This is a genomic window from Paenibacillus sp. FSL R7-277, from assembly GCF_000517965.1.
GTDB lineage: Bacteria > Bacillota > Bacilli > Paenibacillales > Paenibacillaceae > Paenibacillus_AQ > Paenibacillus_AQ silagei.
In genome coordinates, this window is record NZ_ASPX01000002.1 from 178,278 (window position 1) to 203,483 (window position 25,206).

Annotated in this window: 25 protein-coding genes; 13 read left to right on the top strand and 12 right to left on the bottom strand. The window is 51.5% G+C overall.

Annotated features, from left to right (window positions below; all coding sequences use genetic code 11):
- Positions 1–24 precede the first annotated feature (24 nt).
- Entirely contained in the window at positions 25–1,215 is a 1,191-nt protein-coding gene (locus C173_RS01250) for a pectin acetylesterase-family hydrolase (RefSeq protein WP_036721570.1), read from the bottom strand.
- A 233-nt stretch (positions 1,216–1,448) separates the two neighbouring features.
- Between C173_RS01250 and C173_RS01255 the strand changes: the two genes are divergently transcribed.
- From C173_RS01255 to C173_RS01270, 4 genes are all read left to right on the top strand, one after another.
- Positions 1,449–2,000, top strand: coding sequence for a papain-like cysteine protease family protein (locus tag C173_RS01255; RefSeq protein ID WP_235191728.1), 552 nt, complete (start codon positions 1,449–1,451; stop codon positions 1,998–2,000).
- Positions 2,001–2,040: 40 nt separating this feature from the next.
- Positions 2,041–2,805 carry a hypothetical protein gene (locus tag C173_RS01260; RefSeq protein WP_036721573.1) on the top strand — a complete coding sequence of 255 codons (765 nt, stop codon included), beginning with the start codon at positions 2,041–2,043 and terminating at the stop codon, positions 2,803–2,805.
- 43 nt (positions 2,806–2,848) lie between these two features.
- Positions 2,849–3,349, top strand: coding sequence for a hypothetical protein (locus C173_RS01265; RefSeq protein ID WP_036721575.1), 501 nt, complete (start codon positions 2,849–2,851; stop codon positions 3,347–3,349).
- A 199-nt stretch (positions 3,350–3,548) separates the two neighbouring features.
- On the top strand, positions 3,549–3,890 hold the full coding sequence (locus C173_RS01270) for a hypothetical protein (protein WP_036721577.1): 342 nt from the start codon (positions 3,549–3,551) through the stop codon (positions 3,888–3,890).
- Positions 3,891–4,166: 276 nt separating this feature from the next.
- Here the strand turns inward: C173_RS01270 and C173_RS01275 are convergent, their stop codons facing one another.
- Positions 4,167–4,526, bottom strand: coding sequence for a hypothetical protein (locus C173_RS01275; RefSeq protein WP_036721579.1), 360 nt, complete (start codon positions 4,524–4,526; stop codon positions 4,167–4,169).
- Positions 4,527–4,799: 273 nt separating this feature from the next.
- On the opposite strand from C173_RS01275, the gene C173_RS01280 reads away from it, so the two are divergent.
- The 3 genes from C173_RS01280 (at position 4,800) to C173_RS01290 (ending at position 7,275) form a co-directional block, all read left to right on the top strand.
- Entirely contained in the window at positions 4,800–5,528 is a 729-nt protein-coding gene (locus C173_RS01280) for a MerR family transcriptional regulator (protein WP_036721581.1), read from the top strand.
- Positions 5,521–6,150, top strand: a complete 630-nt coding sequence (locus C173_RS01285; protein ID WP_235191722.1) for a CPBP family intramembrane glutamic endopeptidase — start codon at positions 5,521–5,523, stop codon at positions 6,148–6,150. Before C173_RS01280 ends, C173_RS01285 begins: the two co-directional genes overlap by 8 nt.
- Before the next feature lie 168 nt (positions 6,151–6,318).
- Positions 6,319–7,275: a phosphotransferase gene (locus C173_RS01290; protein ID WP_162174662.1), complete on the top strand. Its 957-nt coding sequence runs from the start codon at positions 6,319–6,321 to the stop codon at positions 7,273–7,275.
- 5 nt (positions 7,276–7,280) lie between these two features.
- Here the strand turns inward: C173_RS01290 and C173_RS01295 are convergent, their stop codons facing one another.
- Positions 7,281–7,727, bottom strand: a complete 447-nt coding sequence (locus C173_RS01295; protein WP_036721585.1) for a DUF6843 domain-containing protein — start codon at positions 7,725–7,727, stop codon at positions 7,281–7,283.
- A gap of 100 nt (positions 7,728–7,827) precedes the next feature.
- Between C173_RS01295 and C173_RS01300 the strand changes: the two genes are divergently transcribed.
- Both C173_RS01300 and C173_RS01305 read left to right on the top strand, forming a co-directional pair.
- Positions 7,828–8,475 carry a hypothetical protein gene (locus C173_RS01300; protein ID WP_036721588.1) on the top strand — a complete coding sequence of 216 codons (648 nt, stop codon included), beginning with the start codon at positions 7,828–7,830 and terminating at the stop codon, positions 8,473–8,475.
- Between the two features lie 141 nt (positions 8,476–8,616).
- A complete protein-coding gene (locus C173_RS01305; protein WP_051477743.1) occupies positions 8,617–9,441 on the top strand; it encodes a class I SAM-dependent methyltransferase in 825 nt (274 codons plus the stop codon).
- A 452-nt stretch (positions 9,442–9,893) separates the two neighbouring features.
- On the opposite strand, the gene C173_RS01310 is transcribed toward C173_RS01305, so the two are convergent.
- Genes C173_RS01310 through C173_RS01335 form a run of 6 tightly spaced genes read right to left on the bottom strand, consistent with a single transcriptional unit; the run spans position 9,894 to position 16,592 of the window.
- Complete coding sequence (locus C173_RS01310; protein ID WP_036721590.1) at positions 9,894–11,024, bottom strand: YheC/YheD family endospore coat-associated protein; 1,131 nt, start codon at positions 11,022–11,024, stop codon at positions 9,894–9,896.
- The gene (locus C173_RS01315) at positions 11,006–11,524 is read right to left on the bottom strand and encodes an N-acetyltransferase (protein ID WP_036721594.1); all 519 of its coding nucleotides are present in this window, start codon (positions 11,522–11,524) and stop codon (positions 11,006–11,008) included. Before C173_RS01315 ends, C173_RS01310 begins: the two co-directional genes overlap by 19 nt.
- Positions 11,525–11,552: 28 nt before the next feature.
- A complete protein-coding gene (locus tag C173_RS01320; protein WP_036721597.1) occupies positions 11,553–12,665 on the bottom strand; it encodes a YheC/YheD family endospore coat-associated protein in 1,113 nt (370 codons plus the stop codon).
- Positions 12,662–14,035, bottom strand: a complete 1,374-nt coding sequence (locus C173_RS01325) for a YheC/YheD family endospore coat-associated protein (RefSeq protein ID WP_036721599.1) — start codon at positions 14,033–14,035, stop codon at positions 12,662–12,664. Before C173_RS01325 ends, C173_RS01320 begins: the two co-directional genes overlap by 4 nt.
- Positions 14,036–15,214 (bottom strand): YheC/YheD family endospore coat-associated protein, encoded by a 1,179-nt coding sequence (locus C173_RS01330; RefSeq protein WP_051477744.1) that lies wholly within the window; start codon positions 15,212–15,214, stop codon positions 14,036–14,038.
- 10 nt (positions 15,215–15,224) lie between these two features.
- Positions 15,225–16,592 (bottom strand): YheC/YheD family endospore coat-associated protein, encoded by a 1,368-nt coding sequence (locus C173_RS01335; RefSeq protein WP_036721601.1) that lies wholly within the window; start codon positions 16,590–16,592, stop codon positions 15,225–15,227.
- A gap of 353 nt (positions 16,593–16,945) precedes the next feature.
- Here C173_RS01335 and C173_RS01340 point away from each other — a divergent pair, with 353 nt between their 5' ends.
- The 3 genes from C173_RS01340 to C173_RS01350 all read left to right on the top strand — a co-directional run bounded on the left by C173_RS01340 (position 16,946) and on the right by C173_RS01350 (position 20,345).
- A complete protein-coding gene (locus C173_RS01340; RefSeq protein ID WP_036691219.1) occupies positions 16,946–17,287 on the top strand; it encodes a YlbF family regulator in 342 nt (113 codons plus the stop codon).
- Positions 17,288–18,418: 1,131 nt separating this feature from the next.
- Positions 18,419–18,703, top strand: a complete 285-nt coding sequence (locus tag C173_RS01345; RefSeq protein ID WP_036721603.1) for a hypothetical protein — start codon at positions 18,419–18,421, stop codon at positions 18,701–18,703.
- 307 nt (positions 18,704–19,010) lie between these two features.
- Positions 19,011–20,345 (top strand): DRTGG domain-containing protein, encoded by a 1,335-nt coding sequence (locus tag C173_RS01350; protein WP_036721605.1) that lies wholly within the window; start codon positions 19,011–19,013, stop codon positions 20,343–20,345.
- A 122-nt stretch (positions 20,346–20,467) separates the two neighbouring features.
- On the opposite strand, the gene C173_RS01355 is transcribed toward C173_RS01350, so the two are convergent.
- The 3 genes from C173_RS01355 to C173_RS01365 all read right to left on the bottom strand — a co-directional run bounded on the left by C173_RS01355 (position 20,468) and on the right by C173_RS01365 (position 21,752).
- Positions 20,468–20,770: a YtpI family protein gene (locus C173_RS01355; protein WP_036721607.1), complete on the bottom strand. Its 303-nt coding sequence runs from the start codon at positions 20,768–20,770 to the stop codon at positions 20,468–20,470.
- Between the two features lie 106 nt (positions 20,771–20,876).
- Positions 20,877–21,380, bottom strand: a complete 504-nt coding sequence (locus tag C173_RS01360; RefSeq protein ID WP_036721608.1) for a hypothetical protein — start codon at positions 21,378–21,380, stop codon at positions 20,877–20,879.
- 51 nt (positions 21,381–21,431) lie between these two features.
- A complete protein-coding gene (locus C173_RS01365) occupies positions 21,432–21,752 on the bottom strand; it encodes a YtrH family sporulation protein (RefSeq protein WP_036721610.1) in 321 nt (106 codons plus the stop codon).
- A 145-nt stretch (positions 21,753–21,897) separates the two neighbouring features.
- Between C173_RS01365 and C173_RS01370 the strand changes: the two genes are divergently transcribed.
- Positions 21,898–25,206: DNA polymerase III subunit alpha (locus tag C173_RS01370; RefSeq protein WP_036721611.1), on the top strand; the 3,309-nt coding region annotated here is incomplete at its 3' end.

A 25,206-nucleotide genomic window follows, 5' to 3' on the forward strand; every position in this document is an offset into this window, starting at 1 on the left:
GCGAAAATATTGCTGCTGCAAAAGCTACTCCTGAGCAGGTGCTGTTGTCCCCAAGAACTCGCTGCCTACCGAATAGCGCTTCTGCTGATTGACCGCATCCCCCAGCCACTTCACAAGCTTCACACCATCCTGCTCCGCCTGATAGAAGGTCTCCCGGGTGGAAAAAGTGTGCGGGGTTGTCCCGTTCTCAGCGTTCAGCCCGTAATCCGTCAGATAGTAATAATAATTAGGAACCGTTGCCGCTAGAGCAGCTACTGATTGCCGCATTTCCTCTGACCACTCCTTAATGAGTTTCTGGTCCCGTGGTCCGTTGTAATCGTTAATCTTGTTCTGAAAGTGGATTAGGATCTCATCATATACCGAGTATGCTTGTAAAAGCACCGTACCTGCAGGCAGCAGCCGGCCATCCGCCCGAAAAGCAGCCCCGATGATATCTGCCTCCGGCGCATACCCGAAGTTTGCAGTGAAATCCGAGTCCCATTCCTGCTCCATCACCTGCGGCCACTTGTCTGACTTCAGGAAGGAGCTGTCTGAATATTGAAAGATCTCCGAGTCTTTGTAATGAGAGGCGATTTCGGGCGCCCAGAAGGCGGACCCGAATCCGCCAGCACTTTCGCCTGCAATCAGCAGCTTATCGGGTTTAGCCACGTTCGCATAGATCCAGTCGAGGCTGCTGCGCACATTAGTACGCCCGTTATACCGCATGGTGAAGGTGCTCCCGTCCTCACGCGAATACGTAGCGGCGCGGTTACCAATGTGGAAGTCACCTGTGGAATAAGGGAGGTAGACCACATTCCAGCCGTGAAAAGGATTATCCGGTTTGTCCGTATCCATCATCCCGCCCAGCAAAGTCAGCATATAGAACGGAATGTCAGCGAAATAGTTGCCTGTATCCCCGCCTTTAATAAAGTTCATAATTTTAATAGGATGTGCAGCGCTCCGGGCATCCCAGCTGACCCCGCCGCCGGAAAAGAAGATGATCCAGTTGTTGCTCTCACCGGTCTTAGTCCAGATGAAATACTCCGATCCATCACTGGAAAGGGTATTCCCGCCCAGCTTCACCTTATTCCACTCGTAGGGCTTCGCTTCTGCGATTACGGGGATAGTGGTCACCGGCCGCTGGATTACGAAGGCGTAGACCGCAACAATGGCTATGACAACAACGCTCAACAATCCAATACCCGTAAATATCGTGATTTTCTTCATTCTGCTCATCTCATCGCCCCCTTACTAGAAGTATACGTCTAGTTAACTAATTGCACAAGGTGTATACTTAAATCTGATGAGACAAGCTGAAAATAAGCTTTTGGCGGACTGTTAAATCTATGATTATCAATATAAAAGCTTTAATTTAGATATTCCAAATATAGTATTTTATGATAGTATTATCTACAGTTCTGTCGGCCGATAGATCAATACTCCAAGAGGGATTTGAAAAAGTGAAAAAAATGAAATTGAAATCGCTGTCAATTCTGTTTAGTTCGATAATCTCCGCTTCTTTATTTGCAGGCAGCGTATACGCCGCTTCTGGAGCCCGTATTCATGACGTAACCTCCCAAGTACAACAGGGCAGCTATCTGTGCTGGGCGGCTGTATCCAGCATGGCTGGACAATATCTGGGGAAATCCAGCGCCACCCAGCAAAATATAGTGAAGGCTGCAAAGGGCATATACATGGACACGGCCGGGACGGTCTACGATGCCCAGGCAGGACTTGCCGCCTATGGCGTAAGCTCATCTGCATCACTAAGTGTGCCGTCGTACAATAGTTTAGTCAGCAATATAGATACTTACTCCAATGTTCTTGCGTTCACGAGCAAGGCTGGCTCGAGTATTGGCCATGCCTTTGTAGTTAAAGGGTATTACTACAACACCACTAACAATATTCAGAACTTATATTATATTGATCCGGCAGATGGTTCGAGCAACGTTCAAGGCTATTCTACGTTCAAGAGCAATTCCACTTATAAGTGGGTTAATACAGTAAACAATATTAATTGAAATTAATGATCTAATAAAAACAACAATTGGAGGGCTTTTTTTGAAAATTCGTGCGTTGCTATTAACCGCTGTCCTGGCTCTATCACTGGCTGGAAATGCGGCATATGCCGATTCTGGTCTTGAGAAGGCTGGGGCAGAGATCAAAGGGGCCATTGAGCAGGAATATAAAGAGTATTATGCGGATAGCCTTGAAGCCCAGAAGGATAACTTTCATGGTACGGGCAAAACAAGCTTTCATGAGGCCACTCTGGGGGAAGGAATCCCCTATTACCAGTTGAATGTCCATGACAACTCCATTTCACATGAAATGGCAGGTTATAAATTTCCTCTTTATCTGGAAGAGGCCCAGGTTGGAGTGATCGAAGCTACACTGGAGTCAGGGGCATGGACCATCTATAACATCAGTAATCATAATGATTTTGACAACACCGTGAAGCGGCTGGAAGCAGAGTATGCCGGAAAGGGCACTGTAGAGCTTATTGACGACAAACGCTACGAGCTGGATTATCTCTATATAAACAATGAGGTTAACGAGACCTATATTGATTTAACGAATGAGCAGAATATCAGTCCTTCAGAGGTTAGGGATGCGGTTAGCGAATCGGCAGATGCCTTGAATTCTATGAACCGCAATTCCAATGAAGGGGCAATCCTGGTGGGTGGTGGCCATCATGCCGCTTCTTCTGACGGAGGGCATAACTCTTTAATTACAGCTATCGTCCTGTTCGGACTATCTCTTGTCTTTGCTGTCCCGCTTGTAATCTCCGCTGTCCAGAGAAGAAGAGCCTCAGACGTATTGCAATGAGATTGGGACGAAACGAATGAACCGGCTCATAGGATTATTCCTAATGCTTAGTCTGGCACTGCTGGCCATAATGGGATGCAGCAACAAGGGGGGCGCTCCCGAAGGTGAGACTGACGAGCAAATCGCCGCCAGATATGTTGAGACTCTTGGTTACAGGATCGTTGACCCTGCAGGAGAAGTTGCCCAATACACATTGGATCAGACCATGCTTGAGAATCTGGATTACATGCAGCTCTGGTCGGTGCAGAAGCAAGAACCTGATGCCTATTTCGGCAAAAAAATCATAACTTACCGATTCCTCGTAGAGAATCATCCCCTGGAACAGCAATATCCCCCGGACGAATACAGGATTGCCGTAAATGTCATGCTTGCAGATCATGAGGTCATAGGCGGAACCTCGGGTCCGCTAAGCATAATCAAGAATCTCATCGTGGCCGGCGGAGAGTACTCCATCGAAGGGAAGACGCTGAAGGAGATCAAAGGGCTGGATTATTCACAGTGGCTGGAGCATTGGAAGGAGAGCTATGGGACTGAAGTGAAGTGAAGATAGTAAAAAGGATGTTAATGTATTAACGAGTTCCACCTCAGCAATCTCTTGAACTGTATAGAAATCATTTGATTGAAAAGCTTTACTCAAGGCCGGAGTGAATTTAATATGGCGGTTTTTATGACTTCCTTGTTTAAATTACGATATAATTATCCCTAAGATTACCAGTGGAATGATAAGAACCTGGAGGGATTGTATGACACTATCCAAATGCCTCAAGCTTCCAATGATATTGTTATTTGTCTTGATCTTATGTACAGCCTGCCAAAGTCATAAGGAGCCAGGAACGAGCGGCTATATTTCGTTAAATGAATTAGAGAGCTTAGCGGACAAGGGAGCCGCACTGAATTGGAGCGATTTTGACAAGTATACGTATGAGGATATCGGTTCAGGAGTGTATATCAGAAAGTACGAGATCGAAGGGGAAGGACAGTTGTTAGTTAGGGGGAAAAGCCTGGAAAAACCGCCTGAGCAAATTTCTATTGTGGATCAAAAGGGTGGGGAGCAGGATGTGCTGCTATGTGTTAATCCGATATGACTAATACGGAGGTGAACCTGGCTGGAGCATTTTTATGACTTGGTTCAATTGGCGTTCTCAATCGCACTTATCTATTCCTTAATATCATTTCCATTTGCCCATTTTTCTGTACGGGAGATTCACTGGGATCATGGCATTGCTGCAGCGGGCTCCACTTAGTATGTGGCTGTCAGACTGTTGCAACCGAGCAGCAACAGCGTTGGATCATACGTACTGTTAGTTGCTGTATAACTTGTGCAAAGAACTTAAGTCCTTATTTGATTAACCATTCTCAGTTTAACAAATTCCCTCAATCGCTTGAACAGCCAGCCTCAAAGCCTTAATTCTCCGCTCCAAAAGCGTTCTTTGTGGACTGCCCGCCTTTGACTTGGCATAACTGTTCTCCACTGAAGGGGTTAAACCAGTGAGAACCTTGCCGGCCTCTGCTAAATCTTCAGGTGTATATGAATGAGGCTTTTGATTCCAGACATTTTCCAGAACCGCTAAACCGATGGATACAGCATGGAGCCGTTTGGTTACCAGGGTAGTATTGGCGCCACTTTGAGTCATTTGGGACAAAGCGCTCTCAAGTTTTTTGACTGTGGATTGCATAGAGATTATGGATTCCAATTGATCTGCACTAGATATATTTTCCATGTACACTATCCTTTCGTTGCTTCTGAATTTATAATTCATGCCAGTTTTTATTTCATAAGCTCATCGGGATAACTCAGACTATTAACCGACTCGCTGTCGCCTACAGGGTGACCGTGGATCATTTGATCGACATCTATTTTTTGTTGTATGTTTTTCCCATTGACCTGCTTGAACGAACATTCCCAAAAGATGGACTTGCGGAGGACGTAACGTCACAGTCTACTATAGACATCATAAGAGGTCTTATTAGAGAAAAGCAAAGGAGGGTATTCGTTGGAGCTTACAATAGGGAAATTCGCCAGCGCTGTCAATACAACGATTAGGACACTTAGACATTATGAGCAACTTGAGCTGCTTGTTCCGGGTAAGCGAAATGAATTCAATCAGAAAATATATACCAGGGATGAATTGAAGAGATTCTACAATATCCAGCTGCTCAAAAGCTTGAACCTGCCTTTAGACGAAATTAAACAAAGGCTTGAAGAGCCGGAGTATTCTTTTAGCGACATGTTAGAGGTTCAAGAAGCAATGCTTCTCGATAAGAGAGATAGAATAAACGAGTCACTCGATATGATAACCAGAATCAAGAACATAAGCAATGAGAACGGTGACTTAACTACTGAAGATCTTATGTTACTTATGAATTCTATCCGGTTAGAAGAAGATCAAAGAGTGATATTAAATCAATATTTCTCTGCAAACACGGTCGATACTATAATGCCAAAAAGTAAAGCTCAACAATCCGAATTAGATAGGTTGAATAGAAGACTGTTATCTTTCTTCCGAGCAGCAATCCAAAATGAACTAACCCCCGAAAGTCACGAAGTACAGAGAGAATTAAAAGGACTGTTAGAAAGGGTACCTGTAGCTATAGATGAGCTGTCTGATTCAAATCAGTACCTGGAACAACAGCTGGACATCTATAAAAGCTTATTGCCTGTTGATGTGGTGGAGTTTGCAGGACAAGCGATCCAAGTGTTTTATAACAAGGGTAATGAATAAAGGGGTGACTTTAGGTATGAGTTCGTTAAATTCGAGACAGCATTATAAGCTATTGCTGCATATCTTGCTGGGATTAACACCGTTTTTAATATTGGGTCTGATCCTTATTGGGATTTTTAGGTGGGGAGAGATCATGCCCTTTATGGTTTCGCTGTTTGTCCCGGATGAGATCTCTTATCTTTCAGTCACCTTACTGGGCTTGATCGTCGGTACGACTATAGTATTAATTAGCATAGGTCTCATCATAAAAACAAACACAGAGCTTCCTCCATCGCAAGGTGCGGAAATGATCAATAAATTATTGAAGACTCCAAGCGGTATTGCCGTTAGTTCACTGGGGGGAAGCTTTTTTGAAGAGTTTTTCTTCAGGGGTGTATTAATAGGGTTGTTTATTGGTTATAGCCCGATCATCGACGGGGTCGTCATTCTTATAAGCTCCTTTCTATTCTGGATCATACACGTACCGCAATATAAAGGCATTTATGTAGCCTACGCTATCGTATTTATTAATGGGCTGGTCTGTGCTTTATTGTTTTATTATACGGGTTCCTTGATTCCTGCCATCCTTGTACATGCGATTTACAATCTTGGAATAGGGATTTATTTTATAAAAAGAAGCTAGAGGATAGTTAGAGTAATTGCATCGGATTTTAATTTATTTTTTAGCTAATGAACTTTAATTATAAGGCCAAGGTGGTAGGTTCATTTGAGACATGATATGCTCCTCGCTGCGCAAGGTTTAGCTGATGTACTAGGGCTAGGAAAGGTCCTTCATTTGGAGCAAGGGTCCATGACAGAAGACGAACGCGGGTGGTCTGGTGCGGAAGTGCGCCGCGTAAGAGTTACTTATGAAGAGGGTCAAAAGGGAAGTATGATCTTTAAAGAAGCGGCCTTGAAAGAACGCCTAGCTATGGAACGATTAACTGACCAGGGACACCGGAACACGCCAGCAGTCTTTTCACCGGATATCGAGACAGATGAGCCTAAGTGGATGGCGATGGAGGACTTGGGGAGAATCAAGACGCCTCCGCCTGGCCCAAATTGGACATCGAGGGTTGCAGAAGCACTGGCAAAAATCCATGCCCGTAATCTGCGTAGAGGTTCTGAGATGCCGTGGCTTCCCCGCGCTGACCGTAAGTATTGGGAGGATTATTTCGTTACCCAATTGACTGTGGACCATTTTGAAGCGTGTGTTGAGCAAAACCCGGATTTTTTCCAGGAATTTGGCTCTTATCTGCCATTACTGCGTGAGAAAGCCCACATTTTTGCCCGTGATATGGCTTCTTTGTACAGTGAGAAGAACAGTCTGACTCTTACGCATGGGGATTTACAATCGGTGGATGGTTCACATGTCCATTATTATAAGGGAGAGCCGTATATTATTGATTTCGGCTTCTGCCATTACGCCCCTTTTTATATAGATCTGGTCAGTTATTTCAACTATGAGGATGCCACAGTGTATTACAACGAACTTATCGCAAACGGTGTCTCCCTCAGCTATGCTGATTTTTATGAAAGATTGAGGGCTGCCTTTCGTTACAGCGGGTTGATCTATCTATACCCCAGTCTCAATCAATGGTCTTCCGGGCCTACGGAATTAACGGGCAAGCGTCTGCTTCAGATGTTGAAAATTATACTTACCGGCGATTTCCCTGAGCGTAAGATAGATTACTCTAGCCAGCTTTTCTCAAAGCTGCTTAAGGAGCATAATAGCGGTACACTTCATCTATGCAGTCATGCGGATTAAACTCCTTATTTCATTAGTTCAACAGGATAACCAGGATCAGGAGTATTTTTAAGCTCAGCTTCTGTTCCTACAAAAAAACTCTGCACCGTAGGCCCCTCGATTGTACCGGAACTAGTAACCGACTCGCCGTCGCCTATAGTGTGACCGTGGATCATTTGATCCACATCTAATTTTTGTTGCTTATTTTGTTCATCATAGTAATAAAATTCTTCGAAAGATATCCCATATTCAACATCTGGGGTGGAAGTTTTTAATACTCCAGATTCAGGAATGGTAAAAATGTTTCTCCCATTAGCCTGTTTGATAGCGGTAAACCCCTCTTGATTATAAATAATCTGAACCCAACCCACATAATTTTTTGGAATAAGATATGTATTTAGATTGCTTTTATTCGAGCTGCAGGATGCAAGTATCAAAATTAACGGTATTAGTAGCAAAAGTGTCTTTTTCAATTTTTTTACCTCCGGAATTTAACATTAATATATAAGATTCATAGGGAGAACCCGATAATTATAAGTGAAGGAAAAAAATTCAATTTAACCGGAGAATACAATGATAATGAGTTTGTTTTTTGTTGCGTTAAGCGCAGCCATGGGTGTAGGCGTTTGGTTTTTAGTTATAGGGATAGTCTTTTCTATTGGAGGTGGGGACCTATACATAGTAACACACTATGATTCTTTATTTTTTTACGCTACCCTTTTGTTGTTATGTATCATAGCCTATCTTTTTTTTGCAAAACACTTAATGGAAAAAGAACTACCCCTTTTGCTTGCTATTTGTTTTGGGACCACCGTTATTTTCTTTTTCATTGCACCTTGGCTTGCCGAAGCAAAATCATCAGTACAGCGAGAACTTTCTAACATTAGCTATTCGAATCATGAAAAGTTTATGGAGAAAGTAGAGGTTATGATAGACCAAGAAAAACTGCCGTATTCAGTTAATGTTGATAAGAGCAGGGAGAGATTCAAGGATATAAGAAGTACTAACATTATTGTATTGAATAAAGCTTCCTACAAAGATATTTCAATAAACGATATGGAAAAATTACTCGCTATGACGTATGGAGAAAGGGTTAGGCTTGGGATTTTAAATGAAAATTATGAAAACCTGATGATAGATTTGGTAATAGATACGGATAAGAGTGTTAGTTACTGTGAACCGTATGAAATATGCGAGGATTTAGGGTTAGAGATTAAATAATCCATTACATAAAAGAAACACATTTATAATTTAGAGGGCAGGTGAATTAATGCGGAACCTCATATGCTCATTGCCGGAAGGAGAGTATGATCTTGAAAGAACGCTTTTTGATCCTATTCTCGAAAGGTGCCGTGCAGATTAATGAACAGGGATGAGTTATTTTCGCATGTCCAAAAATTTTCTGAAGACCAGTACTCCAATGAACACCGCTTGAATGCAAGAATACAACTGTATCAGGATTGTGAACATAAGAAGGATTGGCATGAATGGGTATTTGAGCATTTGGGACTTACCGAGGGTCTGAAGATTGCAGAAATCGGTTGTGGGACCGGTGTGTTGTGGGAAAAAAACATGAGTAAATTACAATCCAAATCGGAAATTGTCTTGACTGATGCTTCAAGAGGAATGGTAGAGACGGCAAAAGGGAGTATTAATGATCCCCTAAATCGGTTTCACTATGAAGTCGTTGATGCTGAGAAGATGCCTTGGCCGGATCATTCATTTGAAGTTTTGATTGCGAACCACCTGCTGTACCATTTTCAGGACCACAGGAAGATTTTCTCTGAAATCAACCGCGTATTGGTTCCTAATGGAACGGCGTACGCCTCAACTGTAAGCGCGAACAATTATAGAGAACTATTGCAGCTCATATTAGAGTTTGACGGCAGACTGTCTTTCTTTAACGAAGCCGTTAAAAACTTCAACCTGGAGAATGGCCAGGATATCCTCGGCAAATATTTTAAGGTAACAGCCCAATACGTATTGCAAAATGATATTGTCATACAATCGGCTGCGCCGCTCATTTTATATGTGGCCTCCTATTTTAGCGAAGACCAATTACATATCCTGACCGACAGGTTCAATGAACTCTGCGATTATTTAGAAGGAACTCTTGAACGTTCGGGAGCACTGCGTATCACCAATCAAAATGTTTTATTTCAATATCAAAGAGTTTCAACAGGATAGTCAGGATCAGGAGTGTTTTTAAGCTCAGCTTCTGTTCCTACAAAAAAGCTCTGCACCGTAGGCCCCTCGATTGTACCGGAACTACTTTTAATACTCCAGATTCAGGAATGGTAAAAATGTTTCTCCCATTAGCCTATTCGATAGCGGTAAACCCCTCTTGATTATAAATAATTTGCACCCAGCCCACATAGTTGTTTGGAATATAACGGACCAGAGAGATCTTATCCCCGCGAAAACGCCACTTTTTGCAGTTTAACGGACTCAGGCGACCTTAGTGTCTCTCTATGAGACGTTTCGGAGCCGAAGTGCTAAGGATAAGGCCTTTGAAGTCCGTTACTCGCCCAAATGACGAATTTCTTCCCGAATAAGAGCGCCTCAGTCCGTTACGCCAAGCCAAGCACCTCTCCGCATATCCGGAGGGGCGCTTGTCGTTTATAGATTAATAATAACCCCTACTCCTCAACCACCTTAGAAGAACTAGGCGTATTCTTATTCTTATACACCCACATTGCGTACTCCAGCGGGCGGACCAGGGCTTTGCGGTAGGTGCTGTTGTCGCCGGAGCGGGCGAAGACCTCGCGGGCGGGCTTGGGGTTGACCTCCAGCACGTAGATTTTGCCCTCGCGGTCAATGGCCAGATCCAGGGCCAGCTCGCAGAGGGCGCCGAAGCTGTCTTCGAGATAGGCGGCAGCCTCGATCCCCAGCTTCTCGGCAGCGCGCATGGCCTTGTCGGCACGCTCTTCGCTGCCGAGCCACTGCTTCAGCAGCGTCTCTGCCTTCATGGCATGCCCGCCGCCATGCAGGTTCGAGGTGACGCTGCGGGCGGCGCCGACCCGGCCGGCCATGCCGGTGAACTCCCAGTCGCCCTGGCCGTTCTTCTGCACCAGCATCCGGTAGTCGTGGAACCGGCCGCTGGGCAGCCGCAGCGGGATGCCCTGCTGCACGAGGAATTTACCGCTGATGCACCACTGGCGGACGATGGTCTCCAGCCGGTTCAGCGACACCTTGCGCGGGGCGATGATCTGGCGGCTCTGGCGGCGTCCCTGGATATCGAAGAGGGACTTGCCTTCACGCTGGAGTTCGATCCGCAGGATGCCGCGCCCCCCGGTGCCGTTAATAGGCTTGATGTAGACGACGGGGCTGGATTTCAGCATCCGGTGCAGATCGGCAGAGGACTGGTAGAGCAGCGTCTCCGGCATATGGGGCCGGAAGCGGCTCCGCTGGGAGAAGGTCTGATGCACCGTCCATTTATTGCGCAGCGGGCGGTTCAGGAAGGTCAGATGGTCGTACCGCGCACGGAAGCGCAGCAGCTGCTGGAAGCGCTGGCTGCGCTGAATCCGGCAGCGGTCATAGATCATATTCGGGAAGGAGCGCCATTTGCGCGACCATACTCCGCTTTTGACATCATAGACCATGGCATTGATCAGGTCCTTGCTGACATGTACATCTGCCGGGGTGAACACAAAGACATCCAATCCAATCCGGCTGCCTTCAATAATCATCCTCCGGTATACACTCTTCTCTTCGAGCTGCTTGGCGTCGTTCAGATAGAGGGTGAGGATGCCTAGGACGGGCTCTGGCATAGGAGCTCACCTCCTTGCGGGAGAATGGCGGGATCAACTGCGCTCCCCGGGGAACGCAAGAGCAGGGTGGGCTTGCCTGTAGGGCCGGTGACCAGATCAACAGCGGAAAGGCCGATGTTGAAGCACATCTTGAGGCTGGCTGCATTGTCGCAGGCGACATGGCATTCCAGATGCCCGAGGCGCTCCAGCTGTGCAGCAAGCAGGGCTGTGCCCGTATGCCTGTTCCGGTACAGGGGGTGTACGGCGACTACACAGGCCTCCTTGCCGTAGCCGGAGACGAAGCTGACGCCTGCGAGCTGGCGGCCGTTCTGACCACGCACCGTGGCAACGAGCAGGGAGACCCCCGGCAGGGCGAGCTGATCCGGTGTCAGCCGGGCCAGCCTCCTGCATCCGCGAAGTGTAATCCGCTGCTCCCCATACTCCCTCAGGAACTCAAGCAATCCGTTTCGCCTGGATTCCCACTGTACGGGATTGCTGTCGTAGAGTGAGGATATCTGCATGGTGTCACTTCCTTTGACGGGTAATGGATTATTTGGATTGGCGGGACAGATGATTGCCGTATTGGAAAATGCGTTCGAGTGACAGCTTGCGGATTGCCGGCTCGTCGAACTTCATCGGGCGGGAATTGGCTTCAAAAAACCATACTCCGCCTTCTTCATCGACCCCAAGGTCCATCGACATCTCGCCCAGCATGCTGGATGAAGCCCGCTCAATCTGCCGGGCCACCAGCAGCGCCGTGGTAGAGACATTCTTCAGGATAACCTCTGCCTGCTCGGGCCCGAAGGTTCCCTCCAGCATGCTGGAGGGGTCTTCAATGCTGCCGCCGCGCGGAACATGGGTGGTGATGCTGCGGGCCCCGGCCAACCGGGCGCCGATACCGGTTACCGCCCAGGCACCCCGGCCGTTCTTCTGCAGCAGCACCCGCAGATCGAAGGGGCGGCCGTGGTGTCCGGCAAGCACGATGGCTTGCTGGACAATATAGCGGGCGGACCCTTTTTCCCGGCCGATCCGGGCCCATAGCCGTTCGACAGACGCTGCTTTGTAGGTGGTGTTTTTTTTGCCGCTCTGAATCTGCAGCCGGTAGGGAAGGAGAGTGTCAGGCCGGTATCCCAGCCGCATGATGCCTTTGCCCGCCTTGCCCTTCTCGGGCTTGAGATAGAGGCTCTCGTGATTCTTCAGCATCGCGGTAAGGGTCGCCGCGCTGCGCAGGCGGCGGGTTTTGGGCACATGCCTCGAGGTGGCCTTGGATTCCTTGAGCCACTCGAAGAGATTCCATTTATTGAAGAAGCTCGGATTGTACAGCGAGATTTCGGGATGCTCCAGGCACTCGGCAATTTTGCGCGCGACCGGTGCCTTCTCCTCCTCCTCGCGGTTGGGAATCCGGTTATAGATGACCTGCGGCAGCGGAACAGGAATGGCGTACCAGAGCTTTCCGCTGGCGGAGGGCACGTAGCCGGTCACGGTCTGTTCATTCAGCTTCAGGTCACGGACCGTGATGACATAGACCATATAGCCCATTTCTCTGCCGGTACGGATAATGTCGCGAAAGTTATTGCGGTTACCGCGGAACTGCTTAAGCCGGTCACTGGTGGTCAGAATGGCGATTACAGGCTTGCTGGGATCGGGTATCCGGCTGTTCACAAGTCATCCCTCCTGCGGAATTTGCTGAGATACAGACAATGCTCCAGGATGTGCTCAATGGAAGCTTTGCCCTCAGCGCGCAGGGAGGGGTGGCGGAAGATAGAGCGTCCCGGTTTGGCATTGGCCTCGAACATCCAGATATCCTCATCCTGGTCAATGCCGAGGTCGAACCCGATCTCGCCGAGCAGATGACGGTGCTGGATCTCCAGAGATTCTGCTAGCTTGACGGCAGTGGTCTTGGCGCGCTGGAGGACCTCATCTGATCTGGCCCCGAACACACGGCCGAGGGCCTGCTGCGGGGTCAATAGCGCTCCGCCGTTCTTCAGATGGGTGGTGACACTGCCCCGTCCGGCTTTTTTGGCCCCGATTCCGACGACGACCCATTGATTGCTGCCGTTCTTGTGCATGTGGAAGCGGAAATCAATCGGGCAGTTGTCAATCTCAATAAGGCGGATACCCTGCTGGACCACATAGTTCTGCATGCTCTGCCCATGGCGTCCCCGCAGCATACGCATCAGGCTGTCGAAGCTGGTGAAGCGCAGCAGCACATTCTTGCCGCTTCGGCGGTACCGGGCGAAATACCCTTTCTTCGGCAGGTAGGTCAGGCGGTAGATGCCGTGTCCCAGGCTGCCGGCCGAGGGTTTATAATAGACGAAGTGGTGACGGTCGAGCATATCCCGCATTTGTTCGGAGCTGGGGTTACTGTGCGTTTCAGGCACGAAGCGGTTCGCTGCCCCGTCATTCTCCAGCAGCCGGTAGACATCCGATTTGTTGAAAAAGCTCCAGTTGAAGTACGGAATCTTCTTGCGTCCGAAGCGCTCGCGCAGCTGGTTGATGTAAGGGGAGGTCTCAGCTCTGCGGCTGGGCAGGCGGTTATAGACGACATCCGGCAGGGGCACCAGCTTGCGCTCGAAGCGGCCACTTGCCGTCAGAAAATATCCGTTGACCTGTTCCTGCTGCCAGTCGATATCGCGCGGCATGAAGGCGAAGATGTAGCATTTGTTGCTGCCTTCGCGCAGCAGCTGCTTGATGAAGCCGGTGCGGGAGCCGAAGGGCTGCGCAGCAGAAGCGGGTCCGTCTGAGAGCACACCGACCAGCGGCCCGAGCTGCACCTCGTCATTCTGCAGATTGCGCAGGTAGATGCCGCCGGACTTCGGGACCTTGATGGCGCTTTTCACGCCCGAGGCCAGGAAGAGGTGCTTGCCGGCACGCTTGATCGGCTTGATCGTGGCCGGGATGGCATCTTTTCCGAGGCGCAGGCGGATATTTTTCTTGCCGGATAATTTCAGGCTTCTCATCAGTTCACCCGAGACATATACTACTCGATCAGGCTGCTTGGTGAAATGGACATTGCAAAAAGTGAGACCCATTTATGAATCCTCCTTTGGAACCATAGATATCATTCTCCCGTGTGAACGGAGCTGCCCGGGAGGCAGCTTGTGCTGGCTGCTTGAGCTAAGCAGCAGATGGCGCGCATAGCGCAGCGGGTTCTCGGCGGCGAGTCTAGCAGCCCGGCGGTCGCCCGTCAGCCGGAACACCGTGCGCCCTGGCTTGGAATTGGCTTCCAGCAGATAGATTCTTCCTCCGGCATCGATACCAAAATCCAGGCCCAGCTCTCCGAGTCTGCCGCAGGATTCTTCCAGCAGCGGAGGCAGGAGCGCAGACACCAGGGTCAGCTCCTCCAGCAGGTCTCTTCCTGCCGCGCCGTATTCATCCAGCAGGAAGGGGAGAGCAGGAACGGCCGTGCCTCCGCCGTGCAGATTGGAGGTCAGTGATCCCCGGGTGCCGAGCCGGACGGCCATGCCGGTCAGGGTCCAGGCACCAGTGCCGTTCTTCTGCATCAGCACACGTACATCGAACGGCTGTCCTCCGCTGCCGGTGAGATGCAGGTAAGGCTGTATGATATAGCGGTGCTGGCCGATGAAGCGGCCGATCCAGTCCAGACCTTCGTCCAGCGTACCGAAAACATATTGAAAAGGTTTGTTATCCCGGTCTCTGCCCCGCACCTTCACTCCGCCGCCTTCGCTTCTGCCGAGCAGTACAGCGTGCAGGGTGCGCTTGCCGTGGGAGCCGGTCCGGGGCTTCAGAAAGACGCCGTATTCCCTTCCGGCGAGCATATTGCCAAGCGCTTCGCTGCTGCTGTATAGCTCAGTTTCCGGTAGCAGGGGGGCGGCAGCGGGGCTGCGCCGCAGAATCTCGTAGACTCCCCATTTATCAGGAAGCCCGCGTGACCAGGGCAGACAGCGGGTCAATACAGACAGGGCAGCGGAAGCTGCCCTTTTCTCCTCCGGTGTCCGGTAGAAGCAGCGGTTATAAAGAATGTCGGGCGGCGGAGCCTGCGCAGGCTCCCATTGTCCGTTCTGCCATTGATATCCGCGGACATAGGAGCCGTCCGCAGCCACATCCTCCGGATGAAAAACAAGGACCTTCAGCTCATACAGCGGGGCCGCACGGCAGAGATGACTGCAGAACTCCGGCTCTGCGATGGGAGGAATCCCGTGGCGACGGCCTGTCATAATGCCAAGGAACCCCATTGCTGTTGTGGTCATGATGTCCTCCTTATAATCCGGCCAGATAACGGCAGTATAGAATCATTTGTTTGACTGAGGGTCTGATTTTCTGATCATTCAGGGGTGTGTTGTCGTTCTTGGACGGCTTGGAGTTGACCTCCAGCAGCCAGATCCGGCCGGATTGGTCAAGTGCAAGGTCGATGCCGAGCTCCCCGAAATGGGCGGGAATGTAGGTCTCAACCCCTCTTGCAATGGCCAGCGCCGCTCGGGGCAGCTGAATCTGAGTGCTCTCTTTGACACCGGCCGGAAGACTGCTTTTGCCGACGGCTTCCTTGACCGTACTGAGCGTGCCGCCGCGGGCAAGATTGGAGACGAAATGATTGCTTCCGGCGGTCCGGGCCACGATGGAGGTGACGCCCCATTTGCCGGTGCCGTTCTTCTGTACCAGTGCCCGGAAATCGACCGGACGCCTTCCCAGCTCCATCAGGGAGAGACCCTGCTGGATCTGAAAGCGGGTGGTTTTCATCTTGGGGGCAATGGCCTGAAATAGCTTCGCCAGACTGGAATAGCTCTGCTTGCGTGTGCCCATTGGAGTGGTGGACAGCAGCTGGTAGCCGCCGCCTGCCTCTTTGGAAATGCGCAAAATGCCCTTGCCCAGGCTGCCGCGTACCGGCTTGAGGAACACGCTGGGGTAGCTGCTGCACATTTTTTTGAGTATGGCGAGGCCGTTCAGGGCATGCGATTCGGGCAAGTACCGCTGCAGGGCGGGGTCCAGAGCCAGTGCCTCGAATACCTCTGTCTTGTCTAGGAACTTTTCGTTGAAGAAGTGGGTTCCGTAGCGGGATTTTACATCTGCCAAAAAATGCTGTACGCTAGGTTTATTCTCTACCTTTCGCGTGGTCAGCCGATTGTTGATCACATCGGCAACAGGAAGACTCAGCTTCCGCCAGCCCTCATCGTAGACCCAGCCCTGGATGGTAGTGGTGCGTGATTCCAGCGCTTCCGGGGTGAAGAAATAGACATAGGCGCCTTGTGCATGACAGGCATGAGTCAGCTCCCGGCAGAACATGGTGATCTGGCCGAAGACCCGCTCCGGCTGTTCGGGATGGTCCCGGCTCACCAGGACGCCAATCATCGGCCCCAGACGCAGAATGCGGCTGCCGGTGCTGTAGGAAGCGTTAAGCGTCAAGCGCTGTCTTAAGCCAAGCCGCCGGCCGAGTGCCTCACTTACACGCAGGCTGTCGGATTTGGGGACAGGAATTACAGTAACCTCCTGCCGGAAAGAGCCGAAGTTCAGCTGAATGGTTCCGTGCGCCGGTATTTTGAGCCTCTTCATGGATTTGTCGCCTAGCATTACAGCATTTTCCTGCAGGATGCCCGAGTGGACCGTTTGAACCGGGATCTTTAGCTTAGACATCGTGAATCTCCTTCCGGTAGGCAAGCATGGTGCCGGCAATATGAATCTTGAGGGTTACATATCATTCATCATATGGAGACATCTGACCCTTGGTGATTGACCTATTCCCGAAAAAGCCGTGCCGGGCGGATTAATATCGCCGGCAGCCAGGGGGCTGGCAGGCGCACCCTGGACCGGAGGGCGGGAGCACAGAAGGAAGTAGGCGTGCCCGGGAGGAACTTGCGCGGCTGTCAAATTTGGGCGCGTACAGCCCCCGGGCTGGCTGCTGGACAGGCATAGATCCGCTGCCTGCTGGATGAGCGGGGGCTTTTGAAGCGAAGCAGAGACGAACATTATTTGGAGGAGGAAATAGAATGAACGTGATTGACAAGGCGCATGAATTGGCGCGTGCTATTAAAGACAGCAGTGAGGTATCTGATATTACCAGTGCAATGAAGGTGATCGAAGCAGATCCGGAGAGCAAGCAGATGCTCGACAACTTCCGCCAGAGCCAGATTGAGCTGCAGCAGCGGATGATGAGCGGGGACATGCCTCCACAGGAGGACATGGAGAAGATGGAGAAGCTCTTTGAGGTGCTTAACCTGAACCTCGGCATCCGCCGTCTGTTCGACGCAGAACGCCGCCTTAGTGTGGTCATCGAAGACGTGAACAAAATCATCACAGACAGCCTGTCCCAAATGTACGGCGCACAATAAGCACCGGCAGCGCATCAGGGATTCTCTGATACAGAAAAAGGGTGATTTCAGGGCCATTCGGCTCTGGAATCACCCTTTTAGTCTAGTGCAGCATCCGCTTAAAACTGTAAGAATGAACCTCAGGGTGTTAAAGGCTGAACATGAACATCGAGCTACTATTAGACTGATCCTGCACCCGTTACCGACTTCTTCTTCTTACATTCAGGTAGTTGATTGTATTTCCTGCAATAGAAAATGCATTACTGATCGTAAAATGAGATTCTATTGTATTTCATACAGTGGAATGTTGTGTTTTGGGTGAAAAATGGCCTTTTTTCAACATTCAATTGTACCGAATACAATAGATTCTATTTCGAAGCCTTTTTTACAGCATTCCATTGTACAAAATGCAGTTGCTATCGTGCCAACGCCTACTGCATCCTAATGACTGCTGCGGGATTGAGCGCTGCCTCGTTAAGGTCCGATAATGGTCATATTCACAATACTTAATCTGATGCAGTACTAGTAGTACAGCAGGTTTAAACGTGTGAGAACGCCTATAACCGCTTGCCGAGAGTTGGCTGTGTCCTAGTTAAGGTGTAGTGGGGATGCGTAATTGCAATCTGTACAACTAAATCGTCTAATTTACTCTCGAATATCCATTTAGCTGTATTTCGTGCAATTAAAATGCCTCTATACCTGGATTTTTGCCAATCCGGGCAAATTTAGTTGTACAGACTACACTTAGAAGAGGAAAGTCTTCCTTTTCACAATTTTTAATTGCACAAAATACACCTATCTCTGAACGTTCGCTTCGAACGCAACTTCGCACATTTAGCACGTTTATGAAATGATTTCATTTCTTGCAATCCGCTAATCCTGCTTGCCCTCTACCAGACACAGCAGAATAGTAGCGGCCATCCCGAGACGGCGGTCCAGCTTGCCGTGGGTGTCCTTTGAGAAATCGGCAGTGATTTTGGTGACAAACGGGTTGAAGTTGTACCGGAAGGCATGCAGGCTAGAACCTGCATTAATTAAAAACCATCCTGCTGAAAAATTACGCAGCTTGTCTCATATTTCAGGACGCAGGTTCATAGAATAGAGATATAGATTCATTCTAACAATCCTGTAGAGCGAAGGAGCGGTCCTGCAATGAGAAAAAGAAGTAAATTCAAACATTCTGTGTATCTGCTGGTTGCCCTGGCCATGCTGTTATACGCGCTGCCGAAGCTGTCTTTTCAGAATGGTTCCGGCTGGGTGCTGGGCTTCGGTCTTGTCTGGTGTGTCTTCGCGTTCCTGGTTATTGCCTCACATCTGCATTTTATTATCGGAGTGGATGAAGAGAAGCAGAAGCGCCTGGATGCCGTCCGCAAGGCCAAGCTTGCACAGTGGCAGGGCCAGTGGAACGAAGAAGGCCGGGTGTCGCAGAGATCATAGTTCCGGGATTAAGCTAACGGTGCAAAAGTACCCCCTGTTTGCCTGTGCGGCGGACCGGGGGTTACCTGTGCATGCCACTTTTGCCGGGAGTAACGTACGCGGTGTTATATATATATTCCCGGCTGTACTCATTGATGTCATTCCTGGGAAGGCCCGTTCTTTCCGCATACCTCCCATACATTTATAATGGCTTGTCATAGAGCTGTCATAACTTTTGAAAGATACAGTGTAACCTGTTGTACTCCGGTGTGCCCAGCATGTATAATGGGTACAGAATAGTACAGATCGGGGTATGGGGGTGTAACAGTTGGAAGGTCAAGGAGATAATATCACAAAGCATGAACAACTGCTGCAGCACATTGAGAGTCTGAAGGTGGGAACCAAAATCTCCGTCCGCAAGCTGGCGAAGGAGATGGGGGTCAGCGAAGGTACGGCTTACCGTGCAGTGAAGGAAGCGGAGAACCTGGGGATCGTCATTACCAAGGAACGGATTGGCACAGTCCGGGTGGAGAAGAAGCCGCGCAATATTTCCGAACAGCTGACCTTCGGGGATGTCGTAGATATTGTTGAGGGGCATGTGCTTGGCGGAGCAGAGGGTCTGAACAAGCACCTTCATAAATATGTGATCGGTGCGATGAAGGTCGATGCCATGATCCGGTACATCGATGCCGACAGTCTGCTGATCGTAGGGAACCGCGATGATGTGCACTCGCTTGCGCTGGAGCAGGGGGCCGGGGTGCTTGTAACGGGGGGCTTCGGCACCAGCCGAGAGGTAAAGGCACTGGCTGATGAGCTGGATCTGCCGGTGATTTCGTCCAGACATGATACGTTTACGGTGGCTTCGATGATTAACCGCGCGATCTTTGACCGGCTGATCAAGAAGAAGATCATGCTGGTAGAGGATATTGTGGAGGGCAAGCTGCGCCTGAATACACTCAAAATCTCCAGTACTGTAGGCGAACTGCGTGAACTGTCGCAGGCCAGCGGCGAGCAGCGCTTCCCGGTCACGGATGAGTGGAACCGGGTTATCGGAATTGTAGGCCGGCGTGATGTGGAGGATCTCAGCGAAGGGCAGAGCATCGAGAAGGCGATGGTGCGCAGTCCGGTTACCGCTGCACTTCAGACCTCGCTGGCTTCGGCGGCGCAGATTATGATGTGGGAGGGGATTGATTTTCTGCCCATTGTGGACCGCAACCGCAAGCTGGTAGGGTCGGTCACCCGGCGTGAAGTGCTGCAGAGCCTGCGCGACGCCAGTAATCAGCCGCAGCTGGGAGAGACGTTCGATCATCTGATCTGGAACGGGTTCGCGGACGAGCGGGATGAGGAGGGAAGACTATTCTTCCACGGCTTCATTACCCCGCAGATGGCAACTGATCTGGGGACGATCTCGGAAGGGGTTCTGTCCACCCTGATGACCCTGTCCGCCTTCAAAGCAGCCAAGGACATCACCGGGAACGACTATGTACTTGACAATATGTCAACCTATTTCATCCGTCCGGTACAGATTGAGCATTCCATCACCGTCATGCCGAAGCTGCTGGAGATCAGCCGCCGCACCTGCAAGCTGGAGATCGAGATCAGCTATATGGATACCATTGTAGCCAAGGCCGTTCTGATGCTGCAGTCAATTGACCATGGGTAGCTGGATTAGCGGGTAATGACGGGTGAATAACGATTTTCGCGAAAATATCTAAATAGACCAGGCTGTCCTGCAGGCGATCAGGAGTAGCAACTGGTCTATTTGTATAGGCGCCGGCTGAACCCTCAGCTTCCGCTGCGCATCCGGCTGTAGTAGCTGAAGCTGCGCAGTCCCGAGAAGATATTGAACAGGCCCAGCAGCAGAAAAGCAGCTTCAATGACCACGTTAAGCGTCGAGCCGCGGAAGATGAACATCGACATGAGTGAAAGCGTGACCAGCATTCCGCCCAGCAGCATATTCATGATCGAGCGCCTGGTGCCTTGTATGAGCGGGTCGGCGGTTCTGCGGGAAGAGATGCTGTACGCGGCGGCGCATACCATGAAGATAACGAGCAGGGCAAACAGCAGATACTTAATGAATATAATCATGAACGGACAGCTCCTTTGTGGAAGACCGGGCAGTCAGCGTAGCCTCAGCCGGGCACTCTGTATCCTGTGATTGTGATTTGTCCACTATTGTATCATGATTTGCGCCTCAGCTGCGCTTATAAGGGCTGATTTCTACCCAGATTTGCAGCACGCCCTCCATCACCAGCATGGTGCGGATTTTGACGGTGTATTCCTTCTCGCGGGCCAGATAGATTTTGCTGTCCAGCAGCAGGCGCGCCAGCTTGCCGTCGGAATCGATATCGAACATGCTGCGTCCGCGCAGCGGCTCCAGATCACCCGCCAGCTTGCTGAGGACCTCCTTGGCTATCACCGGGTCCAGTGCCGCCGTATTGTCCTTGACCTTGCTGCCCTCGGTACGCACCTTAATCTCACGGATGACGGTGGAGGTGTTGTTGTATTTTTTGAGCGTCAGAATGTCTTTCCGGTTCTGTTCAATCTCCAGCCGTAGAGCCTGGTTATTGACCCAGAGTATGTTATAGCCCATATGATAAATGGCGTTGTACAGGGCGGCTCCCACAATCATCCCCAGCACAAACACAGCAGCAATCTGCGAGAAACGGCGGTAGCGGTCAAACGGCGGAAGTCGCATGTATCTTTTCACCCCTTGATCTATAGGCATTTGGTTGGAGGCGTGATGGTTCTACTTGCCGCATACCCACTTGACCAGCTCGCTGCCCATATGAGCGCCCAGGAAGGCGAACACCAGGTAGAGAATCTGCTTGATCGCCGGGGAGAGATTGCCTCCCAGCATATTGCTCTCAATGACCCTCATCGGGTCGATGGTTCCGCCTACAGCAGCAGCTAGTGCCCATATCTTAATCCGGTCTGCGATTTCCACCATGGTATCGGTTGGCGGTTGAAGAGAGACGACGGCTCCGATTCCGCCCAGCATCGCTCCGCCCAGCACTATGCCGAACGCGATGAAGAAGTCGAGGACGGCCTTGCTTAAGAAAATATCCATAAAAAGCTCCCTCCTTAGATCAGGCGGCTGCCTGGCTTTTGCCTGTCCATATGCTCTTAATCCATTCTATGGGCGGCTCCCCCTCTAATATGATAAAATAGTTTCATCTTATGTTTTGATTTGGAGCTGAAGGGAAGTGGGGAATATGAGCCCATTCGTGCATTTGCATGTGCACAGCGAATACAGTTTACTGGACGGGGCGGCGCGCATTACAGATCTCGTGCGCCGGGCCGGCGAATACGGCATGACATCGCTGGCGCTGACGGATCATGGTGTGATGTACGGGGCCATCCCTTTCTATAAAGCCTGCCGGGCGCAGGGAATCAAGCCGATTATCGGCTGTGAGGCTTATTTGACCGCAGGCTCGCGCCGTGAGCGGGGGAGCCGTAAGGATCAGCCGATCTATCATCTGATTCTGCTGGCGAAGAATATGACCGGCTACCGGAATCTGATGAAGCTGATCTCCATCGGCCATCTGGAGGGCCAGCATTACAAGCCGCGCATTGATATGGAGGCGCTGGCAGCACATTCCGAAGGCATTATCTGCCTCAGTGCCTGCCTGGGCGGTGAAGTACCGCAGCATCTGCTGCACGGCCGGGAGGATGAGGCGCGTAAGGCGGCGCTGCGGTATAAGGAGATTTTTGGAAGCGACTTCTATCTGGAGCTGCAGGATCACGGGATACCGGAGCAGAAGCGGGTGAATCCGCAGCTGATAGCACTTGCTGAAGAGCTCGACATTCCGCTGGTCGCGACCAATGATGTCCACTATATGGACAAGGAGGATGCCGAGGTCCAGGATGTGCTGATCTGCATCGGCACGGGTAAATCGGTGGACGATGAGGACCGGCTGAAGATCGGAACGGACCAGCTGTTCTTCAAAAGCGGAGAGCAGATGGCTGCGCTGTTTCCGCATGTGCCGCAGGCGATAGAGAACACGCAGCGGATCGCTGAAGCGTGCAATCTGGAATTGACGTTCGGCCATCATATTCTCCCGGAATTCTCGCCTCTGCCGGAAGGGCTGGATGCCGCTGCTTATCTGCGCGAGCTGTGCCGCAGCGGGCTTGCGCAGCGCTACGCGGATACTCCGCTCTGGGAGTCGCCGGAGCAGAAGGAGACGGCCGAGAAGCGGCTCGACTATGAGCTGGGAGTCATTGAGAGCATGGGGTTCAGCGATTACTTCCTGATCGTGTGGGATTTTATCGCTTTTTGTCACCGCAGCGGTATTGTTACCGGTCCGGGCCGTGGTTCCTCCGCAGGAAGTCTTACCGCGTACACGCTGAAGATTACCGATGTGGACCCGCTGAAATATAATCTGCTCTTCGAGCGCTTCTTGAACCCTGAGCGGATCACGATGCCCGATATTGATATCGACTTCAGCGACGAACGCCGCGATGAGGTTATTGCGTATGTGGTGGACAAGTACGGCAAGGAGCATGTGGCGCAGATCATCACCTTCGGTACGATGGCGGCAAGGGCTGCTGTCCGGGATGTGGGCCGGGCGCTGAATCTGCCGTATAACGAGGTGGACAAGGCGGCAAAGCTGATTCCGGGCCAGCTCGGCATCAGCATCACCCGGGCGCTGGAGAGTACGCCTGAGCTGAAGGCGCTGTATGAGACGAATCCGAAGACCAGAGCGCTGCTGGATACGGCGATGAAGGTGGAGGGCATGCCGCGCCATGCTTCGACGCATGCGGCTGGCGTGGTCATCTCCAAGGGGCCGTTGACCGATGCTGTTCCGCTCCAGGCGGGCAATGAGAGCACGGCGCTCACCCAGTACTCCATGGAGCATCTGGAGAGCGTTGGGCTGCTCAAGATGGACTTCCTCGGGCTGCGGACCTTGTCGATTATTGAACGTTGCATGAAATGGGTGAAGGAGATGACCGGGAGCGTGCCGGATTTCCGCTTCATCCCGGATCATGATCCGCTAACCTATGAGATGCTTGGGGCAGGCGAGACTACCGGCGTATTCCAGCTGGAATCGGCAGGCGTACGGCGGGTGCTGAAGGACCTGAAGCCGAGCGGGTTCGAGGATATTGTCTCGGTGGTAGCGCTATACCGTCCGGGTCCGATGGAATTCATCCCGAAATTCATCGGGGGCAAGCACGGGGAGTTCGAGGTTGTCTATCCGCATGCGGATTTGCAGCCGATTCTGGCCGATACGTACGGCATTATCGTCTACCAGGAGCAGATCATGCAGATTGCCTCCCTGATGGCCGGCTTCTCGCTTGGCGAAGCAGACCTTCTGCGCCGTGCAGTGTCCAAGAAGAAGCGGGAGACACTGGATCAGGAGCGCAGCCACTTCGTGGAGGGCAGTCTGAAGCAGGGCTACAGCGAAGCGGATGCCCATGCCGTCTATGATATGATCGTGCGGTTCGCCAACTACGGCTTCCCGCGCGCTCATGCTGCCGCCTATGGGGTCCTTGCCTTCCAGACCGCGTATCTTAAGGCGCATTATCCGGTGCAGTTCATGGCCGCGATGCTGACTGCTGTGATGGGGAGCCACCGCAAGGTGGCGGAATATGTCCTGGAATGCCGCCGGTCCGGAATTGGCGTACTGCCGCCTGATGTCAACGAGAGCGGGGTGCTGTTCACTCCGGTGCCCGGCGAAGGCCGCGGGCATATCCGCTTCGGGCTGGCTGCGGTGAAGAATGTCGGCACGCAGGCTGTAGAGAACATCATGGCAGTCCGCAAGGAGCGGCCGTTCGACAGCCTGCTCGATTTCTGCCGCCGGGTCGATCTGCGGGTCTGCAACAAGCGCGTGATCGAATCGCTGCTGCAGACCGGGGCGTTCGATGCGCTGCCCGGACACCGGGCGCAGCTGCTCGCGATGCTGGATGAGACAGTGGACGCGGCAGCCAAATGGCGCAAGGAGCGCGATGAGCTGCAGATCCAGCTGTTCGATGACCTGATCGAGACGCCGAACTGGGAGATCCGCTACCCGGATATTCCGAGGTTCAGCGGAACCCAGCAGCTGGAGCTGGAGCGTGAGCTGCTGGGGCTCTATCTCTCCGGCCACCCGCTGGATGACCATGCGGGGCTGCTGGAGGAGCCGGGGGTGCAGAAGCTGATGGATCTTGGCGAAGCAGCGGATGAGAGTATGACCGTGACGGCCGGTATGGTCGTGTCGCTGAAGGAGATCACGACCAAAGCCGGTAAGGCGATGGCTTTTGTGGAGTGGGAAGATCAGATCGAGCGCTGCGAGGTCGTACTCTTCCCGGAGGTGTGGAAACGCAGCCGCGCCCTGATTGAGAAGGGCGCCTTGCTGGCCCTGCGCGCCAAGGTGCAGCAGGAGGATGAGGGCTTCAAGCTGCTGGCCGAGGAGGTAGCTCCGCTCACCTCGGACAGCGTGCGCGGCCTGCTGCAGCGCCGCAGCGCCGGGTCCCGGCCCGCCTACGGCGCGGGCCGCAGTGCCCCTGCAGGAGCGCCTGCGGCCGCTCCTGCAGCCCGCACGGGC